Source organism: Rhodoferax fermentans (genome assembly GCF_002017865.1).
GTDB lineage: Bacteria > Pseudomonadota > Gammaproteobacteria > Burkholderiales > Burkholderiaceae_C > Rhodoferax > Rhodoferax fermentans.
This window is the reverse complement of sequence record NZ_MTJN01000002.1, coordinates 4,270,160-4,288,833: the sequence shown is the minus strand read 5'-3', so window position 1 is coordinate 4,288,833 and position 18,674 is coordinate 4,270,160. Positions and strand designations below refer to the sequence as shown.

Here is an 18,674-nt window from a genome sequence, read left to right as displayed (position 1 = left end):
TGGATTGCGTGCAACCAAAAGCTGCTCAAACCCCCGAAAAACACCCATTTAAAATCACGCTTAAAACAGCGACTGAGTATAAACCCCTACCCGCAGGATGCATGCGGGAAAACCCTTATGACTACGACCCAAACCCCTGACTTTACCGTTTCTGATCACGTCCGTGAGGCGCTGGCGGTGACGCTGCGCGGCTGTGAAGAATTGATCCCCCAAGAGGAGTGGGTCAAGAAGCTGGCGCGTTCCCACGCCAATGGCACACCACTGCGCATCAAGCTCGGGCTGGACCCCACCGCGCCTGACATCCACATCGGCCACACCGTGGTGCTCAACAAGATGCGCCAGCTGCAGGACCTGGGCCACACGGTGATCTTCTTGATTGGTGACTTCACCAGCATGATTGGTGACCCGTCGGGACGCAACAGCACACGCCCGCCACTCACCCCCGAGCAGATCAAGGTCAACGCCGAAACCTATTACCGCCAGGCCTCGCTGGTGCTGGACCCGAGCAAAACCGAAATTCGTTACAACAGCGAATGGAGTGACCCGCTGGGCGCTCGTGGCCTGATTCAGCTGGCCAGCCGTTACACCGTGGCGCGCATGATGGAGCGCAACGACTTCCATGACCGCTTCAAGGCCGGCACGCCGATTGCCGTGCACGAGTTCATTTACCCGCTGATGCAGGGTTATGACAGCGTGGCGTTGAAGAGTGACCTGGAGCTGGGTGGCACCGACCAGAAGTTCAATTTGCTGATGGGCCGCACGCTGCAGGCCGAGTATGGCCAGGAGCCACAGTGCATTTTGACCATGCCGCTGCTCGAAGGCCTGGACGGCGTCGAGAAGATGTCCAAGAGCAAGAACAACTACATCGGCATTTCCGAAGACGCCAACACCATGTTTGCCAAGTGCCTGAGCATCTCCGACGTGTTGATGTGGCGCTGGTACACGCTCTTGAGCTTCAAGTCCGAGGCCCAGATTGCGACCCTCAAGGCCGAGGTGGCTGCCGGGCGCAACCCCAAGGACGCCAAGGTGGCGCTGGCCAAAGAAATCACCGCGCGTTTCCACTCGGCCGCCGCCGCCGACGCGGCCGAACAGGACTTCATCAACCGCAGCAAAGGCGGTATCCCGGATGAGATCCCCGAAATCAGCCTGCCACTGGGCGAAGGTGGTGCGGCGCTGGGCATTGGTGCCTTGCTGAAATCGGCCGGGCTGGCCGCATCGAGTGGTGAAGGCAACCGCCTGATCGACGGTGGTGGTGTCCGCATCGACGCCAATGTGGTCAGCGACAAGGGCCTGAAGCTGGGCGCCGGCACCTATGTGCTGCAGGTGGGCAAACGCAAGTTCGCACGGGTAACCCTGGGCTAAGGGCTTGGATGGGGCGCTGTGTTGCGAGTGTTTTGTGCCTCTAGCCCTTATTGGATAAGGGATAGAAGCTATATAAAATATAGTGTTTCGTTTGCCTCCCAGAACTTTCGTTGCCAAAGCTTGTCGACACGCCTCCCTCATGCAGACCCCAACTGATCCCTCCAAAACGTTTGCCAACACCTGCCGCGCCATGCGGATGGGATGGCGTGTGATGAAAGCCTGGCGCCCATGATCGCGGTGTTGCAGCGGGTGCGCTCGGCCCGTGTCGAAGTGGCTGGTCAGGTGATTGGTGCGATTGACGCTGGCCTGCTGGTGCTGCTGTGTGCCGAGCCCGGCGACAACGCCGCCGTGTGTGACCGGATGCTGGCCAAGATCCTCAAGTTGCGCATCTTCAGCGATGCCGCTGGCAAGATGAACCACAGCCTGCAGGACATGGACGGTCAGGGGCATGCCGGGGGCCTGTTGCTGGTGAGCCAGTTCACGCTGGCCGCCGATACCTCGGGCGGCAACCGGCCAGGATTCAGCGCTGCCGCGTCTCCCGATGAGGGCCGGCGCTGGTTTGAGCATGTGGTGGCGCAGGCACGCCGTTTGCACCCGGTGGTGCAGACCGGTGAGTTTGGTGCCGACATGCAGGTCCATCTGGTGAACGACGGGCCTGTCACGATTCCGCTGCGCATGCCGGCGTGAGCTGCTCTGGCACCGGATAATCCCAACATGTCCTTCGCTTTTGAACGTCCCTCGCTGCTGCGTCGCTTGGCCCCCTGGGTGGCCGGTTTTGACGGTCTGTTGGCTTTTGGGGTGATCTTGCTGGCCTGCGCGGGGCTGCTCACCATGTACTCCTCGGGTTATGACCACGGCACCCGTTTTATGGACCACGGGCGAAACATGCTGATTGCTGGTGCCATTTTGTTTGTGGTGGCCCAAGTACCGCCGCAGCGTTTGATGAGTCTGGCGGTGCCGCTCTATGTGGTGGGGGTGTCCCTGCTGCTTGCTGTGGCCGTGATGGGGATCACCAAAAAAGGCGCCACACGCTGGCTCAATGTCGGGGTGATCATCCAGCCCAGTGAAATCCTCAAGATTGCCATGCCCTTGATGCTGGCCTGGTGGTTCCAGCGGCGAGAAGGCCAGTTGCGCCCACTGGACTTTCTGGTGGCCGGGCTGTTGCTGGCGCTGCCAGTGGGTTTGATCATGAAGCAGCCAGACCTGGGCACTTCCTTGCTGGTGCTGGCGGCCGGCATGTCGGTGATCTTTTTTGCGGGACTGAGCTGGAAGCTGGTGGCGCCACCGCTGTTGCTGGGCTTGGTTGGCATCACCTTGCTGGTGGTGTATGAGCCCCAGTTGTGCGCCGACGGGGTTCGCTGGGTGATGTTGCGCGACTACCAACAGCAACGGATTTGCACCCTGCTGGACCCCACGCGCGACCCGCTGGGCAAGGGTTTTCACATCATCCAGGGCATGATCGCCATCGGCTCGGGCGGGGTCTGGGGCAAGGGTTTCATGCAGGGCACACAGACCCATCTGGAGTTCATCCCAGAGCGCACCACCGATTTCATTTTTGCCGCGTTTTCCGAAGAATTTGGCCTGGTCGGCAACCTGCTGCTGATTGCTGCCTTCATCTTCCTGGTGCTGCGGGCGCTGGCCATCGCCCTCGAAGCCCCGACCGTGTTCACCCGGCTGCTGGCCGGTGCCATGGCCATGATTTTTTTCTGTTACGCCTTTGTCAACATGGGCATGGTCAGCGGCATCTTGCCGGTGGTGGGGGTGCCACTGCCGTTCATCAGTTATGGTGGCACCGCGATGGTGACACTCGGGCTGGGCCTGGGCATTCTGATGTCGATTGCCAAGTCGCGTCGGCTGGTCCAGTCCTGAGGGATGCCGCAAGGTCCTTGGGGTTGCGGACTTGCGGCGTCGGCCGCCCAGGACCCCAAGCCCTAGAATCCAGGGCATGATTTCACGTGAACCCACCATTGCACGCCTGGGCGTTGCCAAGTCTCTGTTGTTGACCCCGTTTGGGCTCGATGAAACCCATCTGAGCCGGGCCCTGGCGGCCATCAAGGCGCACCAGGTCGACGAAGCCGACCTGTATTTTCAGTACACCCGCAGCGAGGGCTGGAGCCTGGAAGAAGGCATTGTCAAGACCGGCTCGTTCTCCATCGATCAGGGAGTGGGTGTGCGCGCGGTCAGTGGCGAAAAAACCGCCTTTGCTTATTCGGACGATATCTCCGAGGCCTCGCTCATGGATGCCGCCAACACGGTACGGACCATTTCAGCTGCAGCCCTTGGCAGGAAGGCACGAGTAGCTTCCAAAAAAATAGCGTCTTCGCGCTCGTTGTACGGTGGCCAAGACCCGATTGCCAGCCTGGACAGTGCCGCCAAGGTGGCCCTGCTGGAAAAGGTGGAAAAACTCGCCCGCGCCAAGGACCCGCGCGTGGCGCAGGTCATGGCTGGCTTGGCAGCCGAACACGATGTGGTGTTGCTGGCGCGTGCCGACGGCACCCTGGCCGCCGATGTGCGCCCGCTGGTGCGTTTGAGTGTGACGGTGATTGCCGAGCAGAAAGGCCGTCGTGAGGTTGGCTCGGCCGGTGGTGGCGGTCGTTTTGGTTTTGCCTATTTTGATGATGCCCTGATTGAAAAGTATGTGGACGAGGCGGTTAGTGCAGCCTTGACCAACCTAGAAGCCCGTCCGGCACCGGCTGGTGAAATGACCGTGGTGTTGGGCCCGGGCTGGCCCGGCATCCTGCTGCATGAAGCCATTGGCCACGGCCTCGAAGGCGACTTCAACCGCAAAGGCTCTAGCGCGTTCAGCGGCCGTATCGGCCAGCGCGTGGCCGCCAAAGGTGTGACCGTGCTCGACGACGGTACCCTGGCAGACCGCCGTGGCAGCCTCAATGTGGACGACGAAGGCAATGCCAGCGCGTGTAATGTGCTGATTGAAGACGGCATCCTCAAAGGCTACATCCAGGACGCGATGAACGCGCGCCTGATGGGTGTGGCGCCCACCGGCAATGGTCGGCGCGAGAGTTACGCCCATGTGCCGCTGCCGCGCATGACCAATACCTACATGCTTGGTGGTGACAAAGCGCCTGAGGAAATTGTCGCCAGCATCAAAAAAGGCTTGTACGCCACCAACTTTGGCGGCGGGCAGGTGGACATCACCTCGGGCAAGTTTGTGTTCTCTGCCAGCCAGGCCTACTGGGTGGAGAACGGCAAGATCCAGTACCCGGTCAAGGGCGCGACCCTGGTGGGCAGCGGGCCGGAATGCCTCAAGCGCGTCAGCATGATCGGCAACGACATGAAACTCGACAGCGGTGTGGGCACCTGCGGCAAGGAAGGCCAGAGTGTGCCGGTGGGCGTCGGGCAACCGACCTTGCGCATCGACGGCCTGACCGTGGGCGGCACCGCCTGACACCCCTGGCGACTGTGCTACAGTCTTGACCATGTTATCTGTGACCTTTTTCTTTAGCTACTTTTGGTTCTCCAGCCCTTTCGGCGGCCGAGAGTCCTGAACGTACCCAGATAAAACGTCCTGATTCCTCCCAACCGCCGGCCAACCCGGCGGTTTTTTTTTGTGTTTTTGATGTCAACCTTGCAAGGAAACCTTCCATGAATGCCAAAGCTGTTGCTTCTCCCGACCAGGATGCCTGGGCCAGTTCTTTGAACGTGAACACCACCGACAGAACCGGTGAGACCGACAACGAACGCATCAAGGACATCACCGTGTTACCTCCCCCAGAACACCTGATCCGGTTTTTCCCAATCCATGGCACACCGGTGGAAAAGATGATCAGCACCACCCGGCGCAACATTCACCACATCATGGGCGGCAAGGATGACCGGCTGCTGGTGGTGATTGGCCCATGCTCCATCCACGACCCGGCCGCAGCGCTGGAGTACGCCCGCAAGCTCAAAGTGCAGCGCGACAAATACGCCGACTCGCTCGAAATTGTGATGCGGGTCTATTTTGAGAAACCCCGCACCACCGTGGGCTGGAAGGGTCTGATCAACGACCCGTACCTGGACGAGAGTTTCCGCATTGACGAAGGCCTGCGTATCGCGCGCCAGTTGTTGATCGACATCAACCGCCTGGGCCTACCCGCCGCCAGCGAGTTCCTCGATGTGATCTCCCCGCAATACCTGGGTGACCTGATCTCCTGGGGCGCGATTGGTGCGCGTACCACCGAGAGCCAGGTGCACCGCGAGCTGGCCTCGGGCCTGTCGGCGCCGATTGGTTTCAAGAACGGCACCGACGGCAACATCAAGATTGCCACCGACGCCATCCACGCCGCCGCCGGTGGCCACCACTTTTTGTCGGTGCACAAAAACGGTCAGGTGGCGATTGTCCAGACCAAGGGCAACAAGGACTGCCACGTGATCCTGCGTGGTGGCAAGGCGCCCAATTACGACGCCGCCAGTGTGGCCCAGGCCTGTGCCGAGCTGGCCAAGTCCAAGTTGCCGCAGACGCTGATGGTGGATTGCAGCCACGCCAACAGCAGCAAACAACACGAGAAACAGCTGGAGGTGGCACGCGACATTGCTGCGCAGTTGAGCTCAGGCTCCCGGCAAGTGTTTGGTGTGATGGTCGAAAGCCACCTGAATGCGGGGGCACAGAAGTTCACCCCAGGCAAGGACAAGACCGACAAACTGGCTTATGGTCAGAGCATCACCGACGCCTGCCTGGGTTGGGACGATTCCCTGCAAACGCTGGAAGTGTTGTCGCAAGCGGTGTTGCAACGCCGCGCACGCTGATCTGACAAGGTATCGTGTGCTGAGGCGGGTGTGGCGCCCGCTCAGCAAAAAAACTCCGGGATGTATCTGCTGGGGTGCAGCGGGCGTGTCAGGCCTTTGTGCATCAAGACCAATGCATTTTTGGCTTCTGCCCCTTATGTATCAATGGCTGGTAGCTATTTTTCTTGCAGTGCTTTGAGCAGCTTGGTATGCACGCCACCAAAGCCGCCGTTGCTCATACACACGATGTGGTCGCCCGCGCGGGCGACGCGCGCGACGGCGCTGACCAGCTCGTCGAGTTGGTCACTCACCAGGACCTTGTCACCCATCGGCGCCAGGGCACCCGCGGCATCCCAGCCGAGCCCGGCGCTGTGGCAAAACGACAGGTCGGCACTTTCCAGGCTCCAGGGCAGCAGCGCCTTCATGGTGCCGAGTTTCATGGTGTTGGAGCGCGGCTCGAACATCGCCAGGATGCGTTCTCCGGGGCTCAAGCTGCTGCGAAGACCGTCGAGGGTGGTGCGGATGGCGGTTGGGTGATGCGCAAAGTCGTCATACACCGTGACCTTGCCTGCATCACCGACCGACACGGTGCCACGCACTTCCATGCGCCGTTTGACGTTCTCGAAACTGCCCAGTGCTGTTGCTGCTGTGTCGGGCGCCACGCCCAGATGCTCGGCCGCCGCGATCGCCGCCAGCGCGTTGAGCTGGTTGTGCACACCGGTCAGGCCCCAGCTGACATGGCCGACCACCCGGCCCTGGTGCAACACATCAAAGTCATGCGCCGGGCCAGCGGCGGCAAAGTCGCTGACTGCCGCGCCAAAGCTGCGCACTTCACTCCAGCAGCCCTGGTGCAAGACCCGGGCCAGGCTTTCCTCCAGCCCGTTGACCACCACCCGACCGCTGCCGTGGGCACCTGTGCCCGGGACGGTGCGCACCAAATGGTGAAACTGGCGCTCAATCGCCGCCAGATTCTCAAAGATGTCGGCGTGGTCGAACTCCAGGTTGTTGAGCACTGCAGTGCGCGGGCGGTAGTGCACAAACTTGCTGCGTTTGTCGAAAAACGCGGTGTCGTACTCGTCCGCTTCGATCACAAAGGCCTTGCCCTGGCCGAGTCGGGCCGAGACGCCAAAATTCAGTGGCACCCCACCCACCAGAAAACCGGGCATCAAGCCCGCCTGTTCCAGGATCCAGGTGGTCATGGCGGTGGTGGTGGTTTTGCCGTGGGTGCCCGCAATCGCCACCACATGGCGTCCCTGCAAAATGTGTTCACTGAGCCACTGTGGGCCGCTGGTGTAGGGCAGACCAGCGTCCAGGATCGCTTCCATCAACGGGAATTTCGGGGTGCCGTCGCCCAGGCGGGCGCGGCTGACCACATTGCCCACCACAAACAGGTCTGGTTGCAAGCTCAGTTGTTCGGCGCCAAAACCTTCGATGAGCTCGATGCCCAGGGCGCGCAACTGGTCACTCATGGGGGGGTAGACCCCCGCATCACAACCGGTAACCCGGTGACCCGCCTCCCGCGCCAAGGCGGCCAAGCCGCCCATGAATGTGCCGCAAATACCCAGAATATGAATGTGCATCGGTGGATTTTAAAGACCCGTACACAGGCACTTGCTCTCCCCACAATCTGGCAGCGTTTTGAATCAGGGCAGAATCCACCTTCTATGAATGATGTTCAAAGCGAGATCGCCGCACAAGCGGCGCGTTGGGTGGTGGAGGAGGGTCTGGAGTATGGCCCGGCCAAGCGCCGTGCGGTCAAGACCATGGGTTTGCCTGCCAGGGTGGCGTTGCCAGGCAACGAGCTGGTGGAGGATGCGGTGCGTGATTACATCGCGGTGTTCTGTGCCGACACCCAGCCGCAGGAGCTGCTGGCGCTGCGCCGTTTGGCGCTGGTCTGGATGGATCGTTTGCAGGAATTTCGTCCCCATCTGGGCGGGGCGGTGTGGCTTGGCACGGCCACACGTTTGTCCGACATTTACTTGCAATTGTTTTGTGACGATTGCAAATCTGCCGAAATTGCGCTGATCGACAAACGGGTCAGTTATGTGCCGCGCACAGTGACGGGCTTCAACGGTGACAGCGTGGAGGCCTTGAGTGTTCATGCGTTTTGTGCTGATTTGAACGAAGAAGTGGGTGTGCATTTGATGATTTACGACCGTGACGATGTGCGTGGTGCCTTGTTGCCCGACGCCAAAGGGCGTGCACCACGTGGTGATATCCGGGCTTTGCGTCGCTTGCTTGGGGAGGTGGTGGCATGACCCCGCTGCAGTCGACGGGTTGTTCGCGCAGGTCCTGGCTGACGGCGGCGGGCGTGATATTGGCGGCAGGTGGTGCAGCTGGCGTCATGGGGCGCACAACAGAGGTCAAGCCGTCCTTGACCTCCGCAGAGCAAGCTTTCTGGCAGTTGCAGTTCAAGCAGGTGGACGGCTCGCCCCTTGCCATGGCGGGGTTCAAGGGCAAACCTTTGGTGGTGAATTTTTGGGCCACTTGGTGCCCACCTTGTTTGGCTGAGTTGCCGCTACTGAATGCCTTCTATGCAGAAAATGTTTCCAAAAGTTGGCAAGTTCTGGGTTTGGCTGTGGATCAGCTGGTACCTGTGAAGCGATTTCTGGCTCGCAGTCCCCTGGTTTTTCCGGTTGCCATGGCCGGTTTTGAGGGCACAGACCTGAGTCGGTCACTGGGCAATGTGAGTGGCGGATTGCCATTTACTGTGGTGTTTGGGCCTGCAGGCGATGTGCGGCACCGTAAAATAGGCCAGTTAACCCCCAGGGATCTGGCCGCATGGCGGCAGATTGAGTCATCGTGAGCACGCTGTTCTGGTTGTAAAATAGTGTGTCTTGGGTTGATTTGACAGCAATTTGCAATGAGTTAGTGGAAATTGAAGCTCTGTCAACCAAATTTCCTTACCGTTCGTTGGAGAAGTCATGGACCTTAGAAAACTCAAAACCTTGATCGACCTGGTGTCAGAATCAAACGTCTCAGAACTCGAAATCACCGAGGCCGAAGGCAAAGTCCGCATTGTCAAGGGCGGCACGATGGTCCCTCAGTATGTTCAAACCGCTGCGCCGACCGCGATGGCGCCCGCAGCGGCACCTGCTGTGTCTGTGGAGTCGGCCAGTCCTGCTGCGCCAGCCGAGGTGGCTGAAACAGGTCATGTGACCAAGTCGCCGATGGTGGGCACTTTTTACCGTTCGGCATCACCTGGTGCGAAGTCCTTTGTGGAAATTGGCGACGCCGTCAAAGAAGGTGACACCTTGTGCATCATTGAGGCGATGAAAATCCTCAATGAAATTGAAGCCGACAAGAGTGGCACGATCAAGCGCATCCTCGCTGACAACGGTCAGGCTGTGGAATACGGTCAACCCTTGTTCATCATCGAATGATGCCGGGCGTCACCCATGTTTAAAAAAATTCTGATCGCCAATCGTGGCGAAATCGCCTTGCGGATCCAGCGTGCCTGTCGAGAGATGGGCATCAAGGCGGTCATGGTGTACTCGGAGGCAGATCGCGAAGCCAAGTATGTCAAGTTGGCCGAGGAGGCTGTTTGTATCGGGCCAGCGCAATCTGGCTTGAGTTATCTGAACATGCCCGCCATCATTTCGGCCGCCGAGGTGACCGATGCCGAGGCCATCCACCCGGGTTACGGGTTTCTGAGCGAAAACGCCGACTTTGCTGAACGTGTGGAGCGCAGTGGTTTCCAGTTCATCGGGCCCACGCCGGAGTCCATCCGCATCATGGGTGACAAAGTCTCTGCCAAGCAGGCCATGATCAAGGCGGGTGTGCCTTGTGTGCCAGGCTCGGAAGGCGAGCTGCCGGATGACCCGGTGCAGATCAAACGCATGGCCAAAACCATCGGTTACCCGGTGATCATCAAGGCCGCCGGTGGCGGTGGCGGGCGTGGCATGCGGGTGGTGCACACCGAGGCTGCCCTGGTCAATGCGGTGCAGATGACCAAGGCCGAGGCCGGTGCGGCCTTCAACAACGCGGCGGTCTACATGGAGAAATACCTGCAGAACCCGCGTCACATCGAAATCCAGATCATTGCCGACAAGTACAAGAACGCGGTGTACCTGGGTGAGCGCGATTGCTCGATGCAGCGGCGCCACCAAAAAGTGATTGAAGAGGCGCCCGCGCCGGGCATCCCGCGCAAGGTCATCGAGCGCATTGGGGAACGTTGTGTGGCGGCCTGCAAGCGCATTGGTTACCGTGGCGCTGGCACGTTCGAGTTTCTGTACGAGGACGGTGAGTTTTACTTCATCGAGATGAACACCCGTGTCCAGGTGGAGCACCCGGTCACCGAAATGACCACCGGTGTCGATATCGTGCGGACCCAGATCATGGTGGCCGCTGGTGAGAAACTACCGTTCACCCAGCGTCAGATCCAGATTCGGGGCCATGCCATCGAGTGTCGTTTGAATGCGGAAGATTCCTACAACTTCATGCCGTCACCTGGGCGCATCACCATGTGGCACCCGCCCGGTGGTCCGGGCATCCGGGTCGACTCCCATGTGTACACCAATTATTTTGTGCCACCGAATTACGACTCGATGATTGGCAAGGTGATTGCTCATGGTGATACCCGTGAACAAGCACTGGCGCGTATGCGCACGGCGCTGGGTGAGACGGTGGTGGAAGGGATCAACACCAACATCGCCTTGCATCGTGAGTTGATGGTGGATGCCAAGTTCATGGAGGGCAGTACCAACATCCACTACCTCGAAGGCTGGTTGGCCGATCACGCCCGCAAATGAAGGTTGTGCATGTTTGAGTTGCGATTGATGTGCCCGGAAGATCGGGTTGAGCTGCTGAGTGACGCACTCGATGCACTCGACGCCCTGAGTGTCAGTGTGGAGGATGCGGACGCTCAGACGGACGCCGAACAGGCCTTGTTTGGTGAGCCCGGCATGCCACCACCCAAAGACGGTTGGCAGCGGTCACGGGTGTTGGCGCTGTTTCATGAGCAGGCCCAGGCACAAAGCGCCTTGCAACTCTTGCAGGCCCAGGACTTTTTTGCAGGTTGTGAGTTGCTGGGCATCGACCATGTCCCCGAGCAGGACTGGGTCCGGTTGACCCAGTCCCAGTTTGCGCCGGTGGAGATCACCCCTGAGTTCTGGATTGTCCCGACCTGGCACGAACCGCCTGCACAGGCGCGGGTGGTGATCCGGCTTGACCCCGGCTTGGCATTTGGCACCGGCACACACCCCACCACCCGTATGTGTCTGCGCTGGATTGCGCGCCATTGCAACAGCGCCGCTTTGTCCCGGGTGCTGGATTACGGCTGTGGGTCCGGCATCTTGGCCGTGGGTGCGGCCAAATTCGGTGCCACAGACGTGGATGCGGTCGACATTGACACGGCGGCGGTGGATGCCACGGATTTGAACGCACAGGCCAACCAGGTCAGCTTGCGTGCCGGTCTGCCGGAAATGGTCTCAGGCACGTATCAGACAGTGTTGGCCAACATTCTGGCAACACCCTTGAAAGTGCTGGCCCCGCTGTTGTGGTCGCGCGTGGCTGAAGGCGGGCACCTGGTGCTGGCCGGTATTCTGGAGCGCCAGGCGGATGAACTCAAGGCCGCCTATGCGCCTTATTGCGCCCTGCAAGTGGCGGACCAAGAGGATGGCTGGATACTGATGACCGCCGCGCGTTGACAGCCTGGCGCAACGGTCACTATCCTCACCGTTCATGAGCCTTCTGACACGTTGCCCGGCCTGCACCACCTTGTACAAGGTGGTGCCAGATCAGCTGCGAATTTCTCAAGGCTGGGTCAAGTGTGGCCAATGTGGCGAGATTTTTGACGCCACCCAACATTTGATGGAGGCTTCCACCGAGCCCGAGCTTCGGGTCAACGACGCGGCTTCGGAGTCCGTAGATCTGTCTCCAGAAGCACCCGTGCAAGACGTTTTGGGGCAAGGGGGCGAACAAGACCAAGAGCAGCCTCACGATCTCCAAGAACCAGAACCAGAACCAGAACCGGAGCCGGAGCAGCACATCGGTCCGGCCATGGGTCAAGCAAGCGGACTGGGTAGTTTGGACGCTGCGGTCTCACAAGACGATGTTGCGCTGGTGCCAGAGTCAGCGCAGCTGTCTTCTTCCAATGTGTCCATACCCGAGGAGACAACCTCAAGTCTGGATGCCGACGAGCTGGTTCCAGAGGTTCAAGCGCCGCCTGATGGTTCAGTGGCACAGGCCACTCAGGACCCGGTCTTGCCCCTGTCTTTTATGCGTGATAGCGCCCGATCATCGGTCGGGGTCTATGCTTGGTCGAGGGGGGTGTGGGCTGGATTGGGTGGCTTGTTGTTGCTGGTGCTGGCTGGCCAATGGGTGTATCAGGACCATGATCGGCTGGCTGCTGCACGACCTCCGTGGCAACCCGCGTTGGAATCGGTCTGCAAGCTCTTGCAGTGTTCTGTGGCGCCCTTGGCGCAGATTGAGTCCATTGCCATTGACTCGGCGGTGTTCAGCCAAGGGGCGTCAGACCACTACCGCTTGAGTTTTACCCTCAAAAACACCTCTGACTTGAGGCTGGCCATGCCCAGTGTCGAGTTGACGCTGACCGACGCGCAAGAGCAAGCGGTGGTGCGCCGGGTGTTGTCGCCAGCTGAGCTTGCTGCGACTGCCGACCATTTGACAGCCCACGCAGAGTGGCCAGTACGGGTCAACCTGCGTCTCCAAATTGAGACTTCTGCACCAGCGGTGGTGGGTTACCGTTTGCTGGCTTTTTATCCCTGACCCACAAAAAAAAGCCTGCAGCCAGAAGGCTGCAGGCTGGGCTGGATCGCACTCACACCACTCAGGGCTTGTTGCCTGTCGGAAAAGGCCAGGCTGCTTGCGGATTGAGTTTGGTTTTTGAGGCGGCAGCGGGTTTGCTGGCGCTGGTTTTGGCCGCTTTGGCAGCAGGTGCTGCAGCCTTCGCAGGTGCAGCCGCTTTTTTGCTCGGAGCTGGCTTTTTGGCCGCTGCGGGTGCTGCTGCAACGCTTGCCTTTTTGGCTGGCACGGCTTTCTTGGCGGGAGCGACTGCTTTGACGGGGGCCGCAGCTTTTTTGCTGGGCGCTGCCTTTTTGACGGCTGCAGGTGCGACGGCTACTTTTTTAGCTGGAGCTGCCTTCTTGGCCGGTGCGGTTTTGGCGACGGGCGCCACTTTTTTGGCAGGGGCGGCGGCCTTCTTGGCGGCTGCGGCCGGTTTGGGCGCTGCGGCTACTTTTTTGGCCGGTGCAGCGACCTTTGCCGCTGGTGCGGCGGCTTTGACCGGCGCAGCTTTCTTGATTGCCTCAGGTGCCTTGGCCGCGGTGGCCTTGGCTGCTGGAGCAGCTTTCTTTACGGGTGCTTTTTTTGCAGTTGCCATCGTCTTCTCCTTGGTCGAGATGCAAAGGACACACTATGCCAATGATTGGGCATAGAGCGATTCATCTGCCTGGGTCAAGCCCAGCGCTGTGAATAGGGGTGCACAAGCCCATGGCGCGAGAGTTTCGCAAGCCTGTGTTGTGAAATCGGGTTGGGTTTTGGCGGTGCTTGCGCTGGTGGGCAAGGCGACAAAGGGTGCCAAAAGACGTGCTGCCGCAGGCGACGTTGGCAGGTCCAAAAGCGAAAGCAAACTGGCGGGGTGTAAAACTTTTTTGTCCCAGAACAGCATAGTCATTTCCAATCCGTGAATTATGAGAGCTGACACGGCAAATGGAAAGAAATTCAGGGATCAAACTGTCAGGAAGTTGACATTGTTGCGCATCAGCACAGCTTTACCTGCGGACCGCTTCAGCCTTGAAGCCCCTGAGGCAAATAACTTGAACCCAGGGCCAGTGTTTTTTGCAGATGCAACCAGTCAAAGCCAGGGCCGGGGTCGCCTTTGCGCCCCGGTGCAATGTGCTCGTGTCCGGCCAGATGGTGGACGGGGTAATGCTGCAGGATGCTGGCACACACAGCCGCCAGCGTGGCGTATTGCGCGGGTTCAAAACGTGTACCTTCCAGCCCTTCGAGCTCGATGCCGATGCTGTCGTCATTGCAGTTGCTGCGCCCCCGGTAGCTGGAGACACCAGCATGCCAAGCCCGGTCATCACAACTGACAAACTGCCAGAGTTCACCACTGCGTCGGATGAAAAAATGGGACGACACCGTGAGCCCGCGGATGCTCTCAAAATAAGGGTGTGCCTGCCAGTCCAGCTGGTTGGTGAACAGCTGCTGCACTTCATCACCGCCATACTGGCCTGGTGGCAGGCTGATGGAGTGCAACACAATCAGATCGATGCAGCTGCCGCTGGGGCGAGGGCCGTAGTTCGGAGAGGGTTGGTGTGCGGCAAAACGGTACCAACCATCGCGCCACAAACGGTCGTCAGGCTGGCTCAGCACAGGCTCAGAGGCTGTCATCTGTGCGCTCGTCGTTGCTTGGGGCATCTATTTTGAGCCGCGCCATGCGGTAGCGTATTTGCCGCAGGTTCAGACCCAGTCGGGCGGCTGCCGCAGTGCGGTTGAACTGTGTGGCTTGCAGCGCCTGCACCAGCAACGCACGCTCGAGCATGTCGAGCTGGGTTTGCAGGTCGTCGGGGCGTTGATCCAATCTGCCAGTCTCAGACAGGTCTGGTGATGGCAGATCAAACTCGGGGGCATCCAGTGTCGAGTCGTTGACGGCGGGCGAGAACTGCATGGGCCGATCCAGCTGCAAACTTTGACCATCCCCCAAGGCGACCGCACGGTACAGCAGGTTCTCCAGCTCCCGCACATTGCCCGGCAGGGGCAGGCTTGAGAGCTCGCGCAGCATCTCCTTGGACAGAACGGGGGTTGGCATGTCTGATTCCTGCGCAATCCGTGTCAGCAGGGCCTGGCACAGCTCGGGCAGATCCTGCGTGCGTTCGCGCAAGGGGGCGATCACCAGGTCAATCACATTGAGCCGGAAAAACAGGTCCTGCCGGAAGTTCCCGTTCTGAACCTCCTGCGCCAGATGTTTGTGGGTGGCGCTGACAATGCGCACGTCCACTACCTCTTCCTGGTTGGAACCCAGGGGGCGAATGCGCCGTTCCTGAATCGCACGCAGCAGTTTGGACTGCATCGGCAGTGGCAGGTCGCCGATCTCGTCCAGAAACAGGGTGCCGCCACGGGCGGCCTGGAAGAAGCCCTCACGGTCCTGGGTGGCGCCGGTGTAGGCGCCTTTGCGGGCACCAAAAAACTCGGCCTCCAGCAGGGTCTCGGGGATGGCGCCGCAGTTCACCGCGACCCAAGGCCCTTTGACGCGGTGGCTGTTGGCGTGGATGGCGTAAGCCACCAGTTCCTTGCCGGTGCCAGACTCACCGGTCACCATCACCGGCGCCATGCTGGTGGCCACTTTCAGGATACGGGCCTTGATCTGCTGCATGCAGTCTGATTGCCCAATCAGCCGGTCCAGCGCCCGCTGCCCCAGGGCCCCGGCCGCTGCGCCCACGTTTGACCTGCTGGAGGGAGCGGTGTCTGTGGTGACCTCGGCCACACTGCGGATGGCCGAGGTCACCACCGCGCGAAACTGCTTCAGGTCCACCGGTTTGGTCAGGTAATCAAAAGCCCCGGCCTTGAGGGCCTCTACCGCGTTTTGTGCTGAGCCGTAAGCGGTGATGACGATGCTGCGTTCCTCGCGCCCCTGCGCTTTGATGTGGTGCAGCAAGGACATGCCCAAGCCATCAGGCAGGCGCATGTCGGTGATCACCACATCAAAGTGGTGTGTGGCCAGCAGTGCTTGCGCCTGCTGCAGGTTGTCTGCGGTGTCGACCCGATGCCCTTCACGCAGCAGTGTCAACTCGTACAGCGTGCGCAGATCGGGCTCGTCATCAACCACCAGAATGTGGGCCGGACTGACTGAGATGGTCATGGTGTACTGATAGGGCTGGGTGCCAACCTGAAGGTGACACTGAATTCATTGCCGGGCTGGGTCTGATGGGCCAAGGGTCTTTCGCTGCGTTCGTAGGAGATGCTTGCGCCGTGACTTTCGCACAGCTCCCGGCAAATATACAACCCGAGCCCGCTGGAGCGGCTCTCGGTTGAAAAAAAGGGTTCGAACAAATGCTGCTCCATCGAGCTGTCCAGTCCCGCGCCATCACTCCACACCCGCAGCATCACCCCGCGTTGCGGCGAACCGGGCTCTGTCAGTGCCACACTCACCTGCATGCTGGCAGGCTGGGAGCTGGCATAACGCAGCGCGTTGTCCAGCAGGTTGATCAGCACCCGGCGCAAATGCTCCACATCAAACCAGACCTTGGGCAGGTCAGTTGGCAGGCTCACCCGCAATCTGTCGGCCACCGCATGCTGGCTGCGCCAGTCGCGACAGATCCGCTCGGTACTCTCGCACAGGTCCAGCGGCTGCGCCGAGTCGTTGCCGCCTGCCGCATCCGCATGGGTCAGGTGCAGCACATCCTGGACGATGTTTTCCAGGCGCAAGGCGTTTTGCCCCACCATCTGTGCCAGGCGTTGCTGAGCCGGGTCGCTCAGTTCCTCGGCCAGCAGCGCGTTGGCTTGGGTGATGGCTGCCAGGGGGTTGCGTATTTCATGCGCCACGGCGGCCGACATGCGCCCCATGCCCGCCAGCTTTTCGGCACGTATGCGCGCCTGCACCTCACGCTGGTCTTGCAAAAACACCACACACAATCCCATGGCGCGGTCCTGCGAGCTGTCTGTGAGCTGGGTGCGTACCCGCAGCCTTCGTGTGCTGCGCCCGGGCTGGCGCAGGCTGATGTCTGCCTGCTGCGGCGCTTGGCTGACAAAACTGGTCTCGATCAGCTGCATCAGCGCCTGCGCGCCCGGATGGTGGCCCAAGTCGAGTTCACTGGTCGGGGCTTGGGTGCCGAGCAGCAGGCAGGCCGCCGGGTTGGCCGAGCGCACCTTGCCATGTTCGTCCACCACCAGCACACCTTCGGTCAGCGACTGGATCACCAGCTCGTTCACCTGGCGCTGTTCGGTAGCAGCCAGTTGGTTGCGTTGCGCCCGCAGCTCGACACTGGCGAGCCGTGTGGCGAGCTGGTTTGATATAAAAGCAATAGCAAAACAACCCGCACCAGTCAGGGCTGCCTGCAGAAAAATGGTGCCAACATCACCCGTGTTCTGGAGCAGCAACCACAGCGCATGGGCAAACAGCAGCAGGGTGATGCAGGCGGCCGTGGCCATGGCCAGCAGCATCGAGCCCAGCACGCTGACCATCAGCACCGGCAAGGCAAACAAGGGCGCGTAATTGATGGCCCCACCTTGCAACATCTGCAAGACGGCAAAGGTCAGCACATCCACGCCCACGGTGCGCAGCCATTGTGCGTCCAGTGCCGGTTGCAACTGCTGCGGGTGGGTGGTCAAGCGCACCGTCAGGGCAGCGGCAAAATAGGCCAGACAAATCCACAACAGTGTGCTGCCCGACTGCGGTAGCAGCACCCAAACACTGCCTTGGAACGCCACCAGCACCCCACCCAGGGTGGCGCGGGCGGTCATGAAGCCGCGCCACAAACGCTCGAATTCCTGCGGGTGGTCTGCGCCTGGGTCAGCGGCGGGTGAAACAGGGAGCCAGAGGGGCGTCACTGGCAGATGTGCGGGTCAGGGTTCGGACAGGCGCAGATGTTCTGCGCAGCAGTAGCTGCCCAACTCGCCGGTGACGGCCTCGCTACTGGGAATGTGCATGCCACATTGGTGGCAGCGCAGCATGTCCTGCTGCAGGGGCGTCTTGGGTGGCTGGGCTAGGTTGGCTGCTGCACCGCGTTGGCGCCAGAGCCAGACGCCTGCCAGCAGCACGGCCAGCAAGAGCAGGGCTTTCACAAGCTTCGCTCCAGCATCACCTCAAGCACAAAGCGTGAGCCCACATAGGCCAGCAGCAGCAGACCGGAACCCACATACAACACCCGCACCGCCTTGCGGCCCCGCCAGCCAAAGCGTGCGCGCCCGATCAGCAGCACACCAAAGGTCAACCAGGACAGGACCGAGAAGATGGACTTGTGGTCCCACTTGAGCGCGTGGGCGCTGCCGTACAGGTGTGAGCCAAAGAAGAAACCAGCGATCAGGGTAGCCGACAGCAGCACAAAACCCACATTCACAAAACGGAAGGTGAGGCGCTCCATGGTCAGCAGGGGCATGCCGTCAAAACCACCCGAGGCACTGCGGATGCGGGCCTCGGCACGCGTCATCATCCAAGCATGGATCACCGCCACCGCAAACAGGCCATAGGAGGCGATGCCCAGCGCCCAATGCAACGGCAGCCAGGCTGACAGGTGGGCGCTGAGTGGCTCACCCGGGAACACCAGCGTCAGCAACACCGCCGCCGCACCCCCGCCCGACAACATCCACGGTGTTTTGAGCTGCGGAAACACCACGTTTTCCACGGCATACACCAGCCCGACCAACCACGCGGTGATCGACAAGGCTGGCGCAAAACCAAACAGCGGCCGTTCACCCCCCCACAGGCCCCAGGCAAGCAAACAGCCGTGCAAGGTCCAAGCCAGCCAGACGGTGATGCGTGGCAAGATCTGGTTGACACGTGAGGCGCCCGTGGCAGATACCGCATAGGCCGCCGCCGCCGCCAGCGACAGTGTCCACGTCAGAGGAGAAGCACTGGGTAAAATCATGGCTACAGTTTAGCGTTTTGTCACCCGCCATTTCCC

The 18,674-nt window shown here is 60.5% G+C and carries 18 protein-coding genes; 11 read left to right on the top strand and 7 right to left on the bottom strand.

What is annotated here, in order from left to right:
• The first annotated feature begins 117 nt into the window (after positions 1 to 117).
• The 5 genes from tyrS to RF819_RS19955 all read left to right on the top strand — a co-directional run bounded on the left by tyrS (position 118) and on the right by RF819_RS19955 (position 6,108).
• Positions 118 to 1,362, top strand: coding sequence for a tyrosine--tRNA ligase (tyrS, locus tag RF819_RS19975; RefSeq protein ID WP_078366573.1), 1,245 nt, complete (start codon positions 118 to 120; stop codon positions 1,360 to 1,362).
• 228 nt (positions 1,363 to 1,590) lie between these two features.
• A complete protein-coding gene (gene dtd / locus RF819_RS19970) occupies positions 1,591 to 2,049 on the top strand; it encodes a D-aminoacyl-tRNA deacylase (RefSeq protein ID WP_078367088.1) in 459 nt (152 codons plus the stop codon).
• Positions 2,050 to 2,076: 27 nt separating this feature from the next.
• Positions 2,077 to 3,231: a rod shape-determining protein RodA gene (gene rodA, locus RF819_RS19965; protein WP_078366572.1), complete on the top strand. Its 1,155-nt coding sequence runs from the start codon at positions 2,077 to 2,079 to the stop codon at positions 3,229 to 3,231.
• Between the two features lie 76 nt (positions 3,232 to 3,307).
• Positions 3,308 to 4,768, top strand: a complete 1,461-nt coding sequence (gene tldD, locus RF819_RS19960) for a metalloprotease TldD (RefSeq protein ID WP_078366571.1) — start codon at positions 3,308 to 3,310, stop codon at positions 4,766 to 4,768.
• A 197-nt stretch (positions 4,769 to 4,965) separates the two neighbouring features.
• Complete coding sequence (locus RF819_RS19955; protein ID WP_078366570.1) at positions 4,966 to 6,108, top strand: 3-deoxy-7-phosphoheptulonate synthase; 1,143 nt, start codon at positions 4,966 to 4,968, stop codon at positions 6,106 to 6,108.
• 155 nt (positions 6,109 to 6,263) lie between these two features.
• Here RF819_RS19955 and mpl read toward each other — a convergent pair whose 3' ends face one another.
• Positions 6,264 to 7,667 carry a UDP-N-acetylmuramate:L-alanyl-gamma-D-glutamyl-meso-diaminopimelate ligase gene (mpl, locus tag RF819_RS19950; RefSeq protein WP_078366569.1) on the bottom strand — a complete coding sequence of 468 codons (1,404 nt, stop codon included), beginning with the start codon at positions 7,665 to 7,667 and terminating at the stop codon, positions 6,264 to 6,266.
• A gap of 84 nt (positions 7,668 to 7,751) precedes the next feature.
• Between mpl and RF819_RS19945 the strand changes: the two genes are divergently transcribed.
• The 6 genes from RF819_RS19945 to RF819_RS19920 all read left to right on the top strand — a co-directional run bounded on the left by RF819_RS19945 (position 7,752) and on the right by RF819_RS19920 (position 12,816).
• Positions 7,752 to 8,345, top strand: coding sequence for a hypothetical protein (locus RF819_RS19945; RefSeq protein WP_078366568.1), 594 nt, complete (start codon positions 7,752 to 7,754; stop codon positions 8,343 to 8,345).
• Complete coding sequence (locus RF819_RS19940) at positions 8,342 to 8,893, top strand: TlpA family protein disulfide reductase (protein ID WP_078366567.1); 552 nt, start codon at positions 8,342 to 8,344, stop codon at positions 8,891 to 8,893. Before RF819_RS19945 ends, RF819_RS19940 begins: the two co-directional genes overlap by 4 nt.
• A gap of 118 nt (positions 8,894 to 9,011) precedes the next feature.
• Positions 9,012 to 9,470 (top strand): acetyl-CoA carboxylase biotin carboxyl carrier protein, encoded by a 459-nt coding sequence (gene accB, locus RF819_RS19935; RefSeq protein WP_078366566.1) that lies wholly within the window; start codon positions 9,012 to 9,014, stop codon positions 9,468 to 9,470.
• 15 nt (positions 9,471 to 9,485) lie between these two features.
• On the top strand, positions 9,486 to 10,838 hold the full coding sequence (accC, locus tag RF819_RS19930; RefSeq protein WP_078366565.1) for an acetyl-CoA carboxylase biotin carboxylase subunit: 1,353 nt from the start codon (positions 9,486 to 9,488) through the stop codon (positions 10,836 to 10,838).
• Positions 10,839 to 10,847: 9 nt separating this feature from the next.
• Complete coding sequence (gene prmA, locus RF819_RS19925) at positions 10,848 to 11,735, top strand: 50S ribosomal protein L11 methyltransferase (RefSeq protein ID WP_078366564.1); 888 nt, start codon at positions 10,848 to 10,850, stop codon at positions 11,733 to 11,735.
• A gap of 34 nt (positions 11,736 to 11,769) precedes the next feature.
• On the top strand, positions 11,770 to 12,816 hold the full coding sequence (locus RF819_RS19920; RefSeq protein WP_078366563.1) for a zinc-ribbon and DUF3426 domain-containing protein: 1,047 nt from the start codon (positions 11,770 to 11,772) through the stop codon (positions 12,814 to 12,816).
• A 61-nt stretch (positions 12,817 to 12,877) separates the two neighbouring features.
• Here RF819_RS19920 and RF819_RS19915 read toward each other — a convergent pair whose 3' ends face one another.
• The 6 genes from RF819_RS19915 to RF819_RS19885 form a co-directional block, all read right to left on the bottom strand.
• Complete coding sequence (locus RF819_RS19915) at positions 12,878 to 13,429, bottom strand: histone (protein ID WP_078366562.1); 552 nt, start codon at positions 13,427 to 13,429, stop codon at positions 12,878 to 12,880.
• Between the two features lie 407 nt (positions 13,430 to 13,836).
• Complete coding sequence (ampD, locus tag RF819_RS19905; RefSeq protein ID WP_078366560.1) at positions 13,837 to 14,445, bottom strand: 1,6-anhydro-N-acetylmuramyl-L-alanine amidase AmpD; 609 nt, start codon at positions 14,443 to 14,445, stop codon at positions 13,837 to 13,839.
• The gene (locus RF819_RS19900) at positions 14,432 to 15,913 is read right to left on the bottom strand and encodes a sigma-54-dependent transcriptional regulator (RefSeq protein WP_078366559.1); all 1,482 of its coding nucleotides are present in this window, start codon (positions 15,911 to 15,913) and stop codon (positions 14,432 to 14,434) included. Before RF819_RS19900 ends, ampD begins: the two co-directional genes overlap by 14 nt.
• Complete coding sequence (locus tag RF819_RS19895) at positions 15,910 to 17,601, bottom strand: sensor histidine kinase (protein WP_244899935.1); 1,692 nt, start codon at positions 17,599 to 17,601, stop codon at positions 15,910 to 15,912. Before RF819_RS19895 ends, RF819_RS19900 begins: the two co-directional genes overlap by 4 nt.
• 15 nt (positions 17,602 to 17,616) lie before the next feature.
• Entirely contained in the window at positions 17,617 to 17,835 is a 219-nt protein-coding gene (locus RF819_RS19890; RefSeq protein WP_078366557.1) for a PP0621 family protein, read from the bottom strand.
• Entirely contained in the window at positions 17,832 to 18,638 is an 807-nt protein-coding gene (locus tag RF819_RS19885; protein WP_078366556.1) for a cytochrome C assembly family protein, read from the bottom strand. The genes RF819_RS19890 and RF819_RS19885 overlap by 4 nt, the downstream gene beginning before the upstream one ends.
• Positions 18,639 to 18,674: the final 36 nt, after the last annotated feature.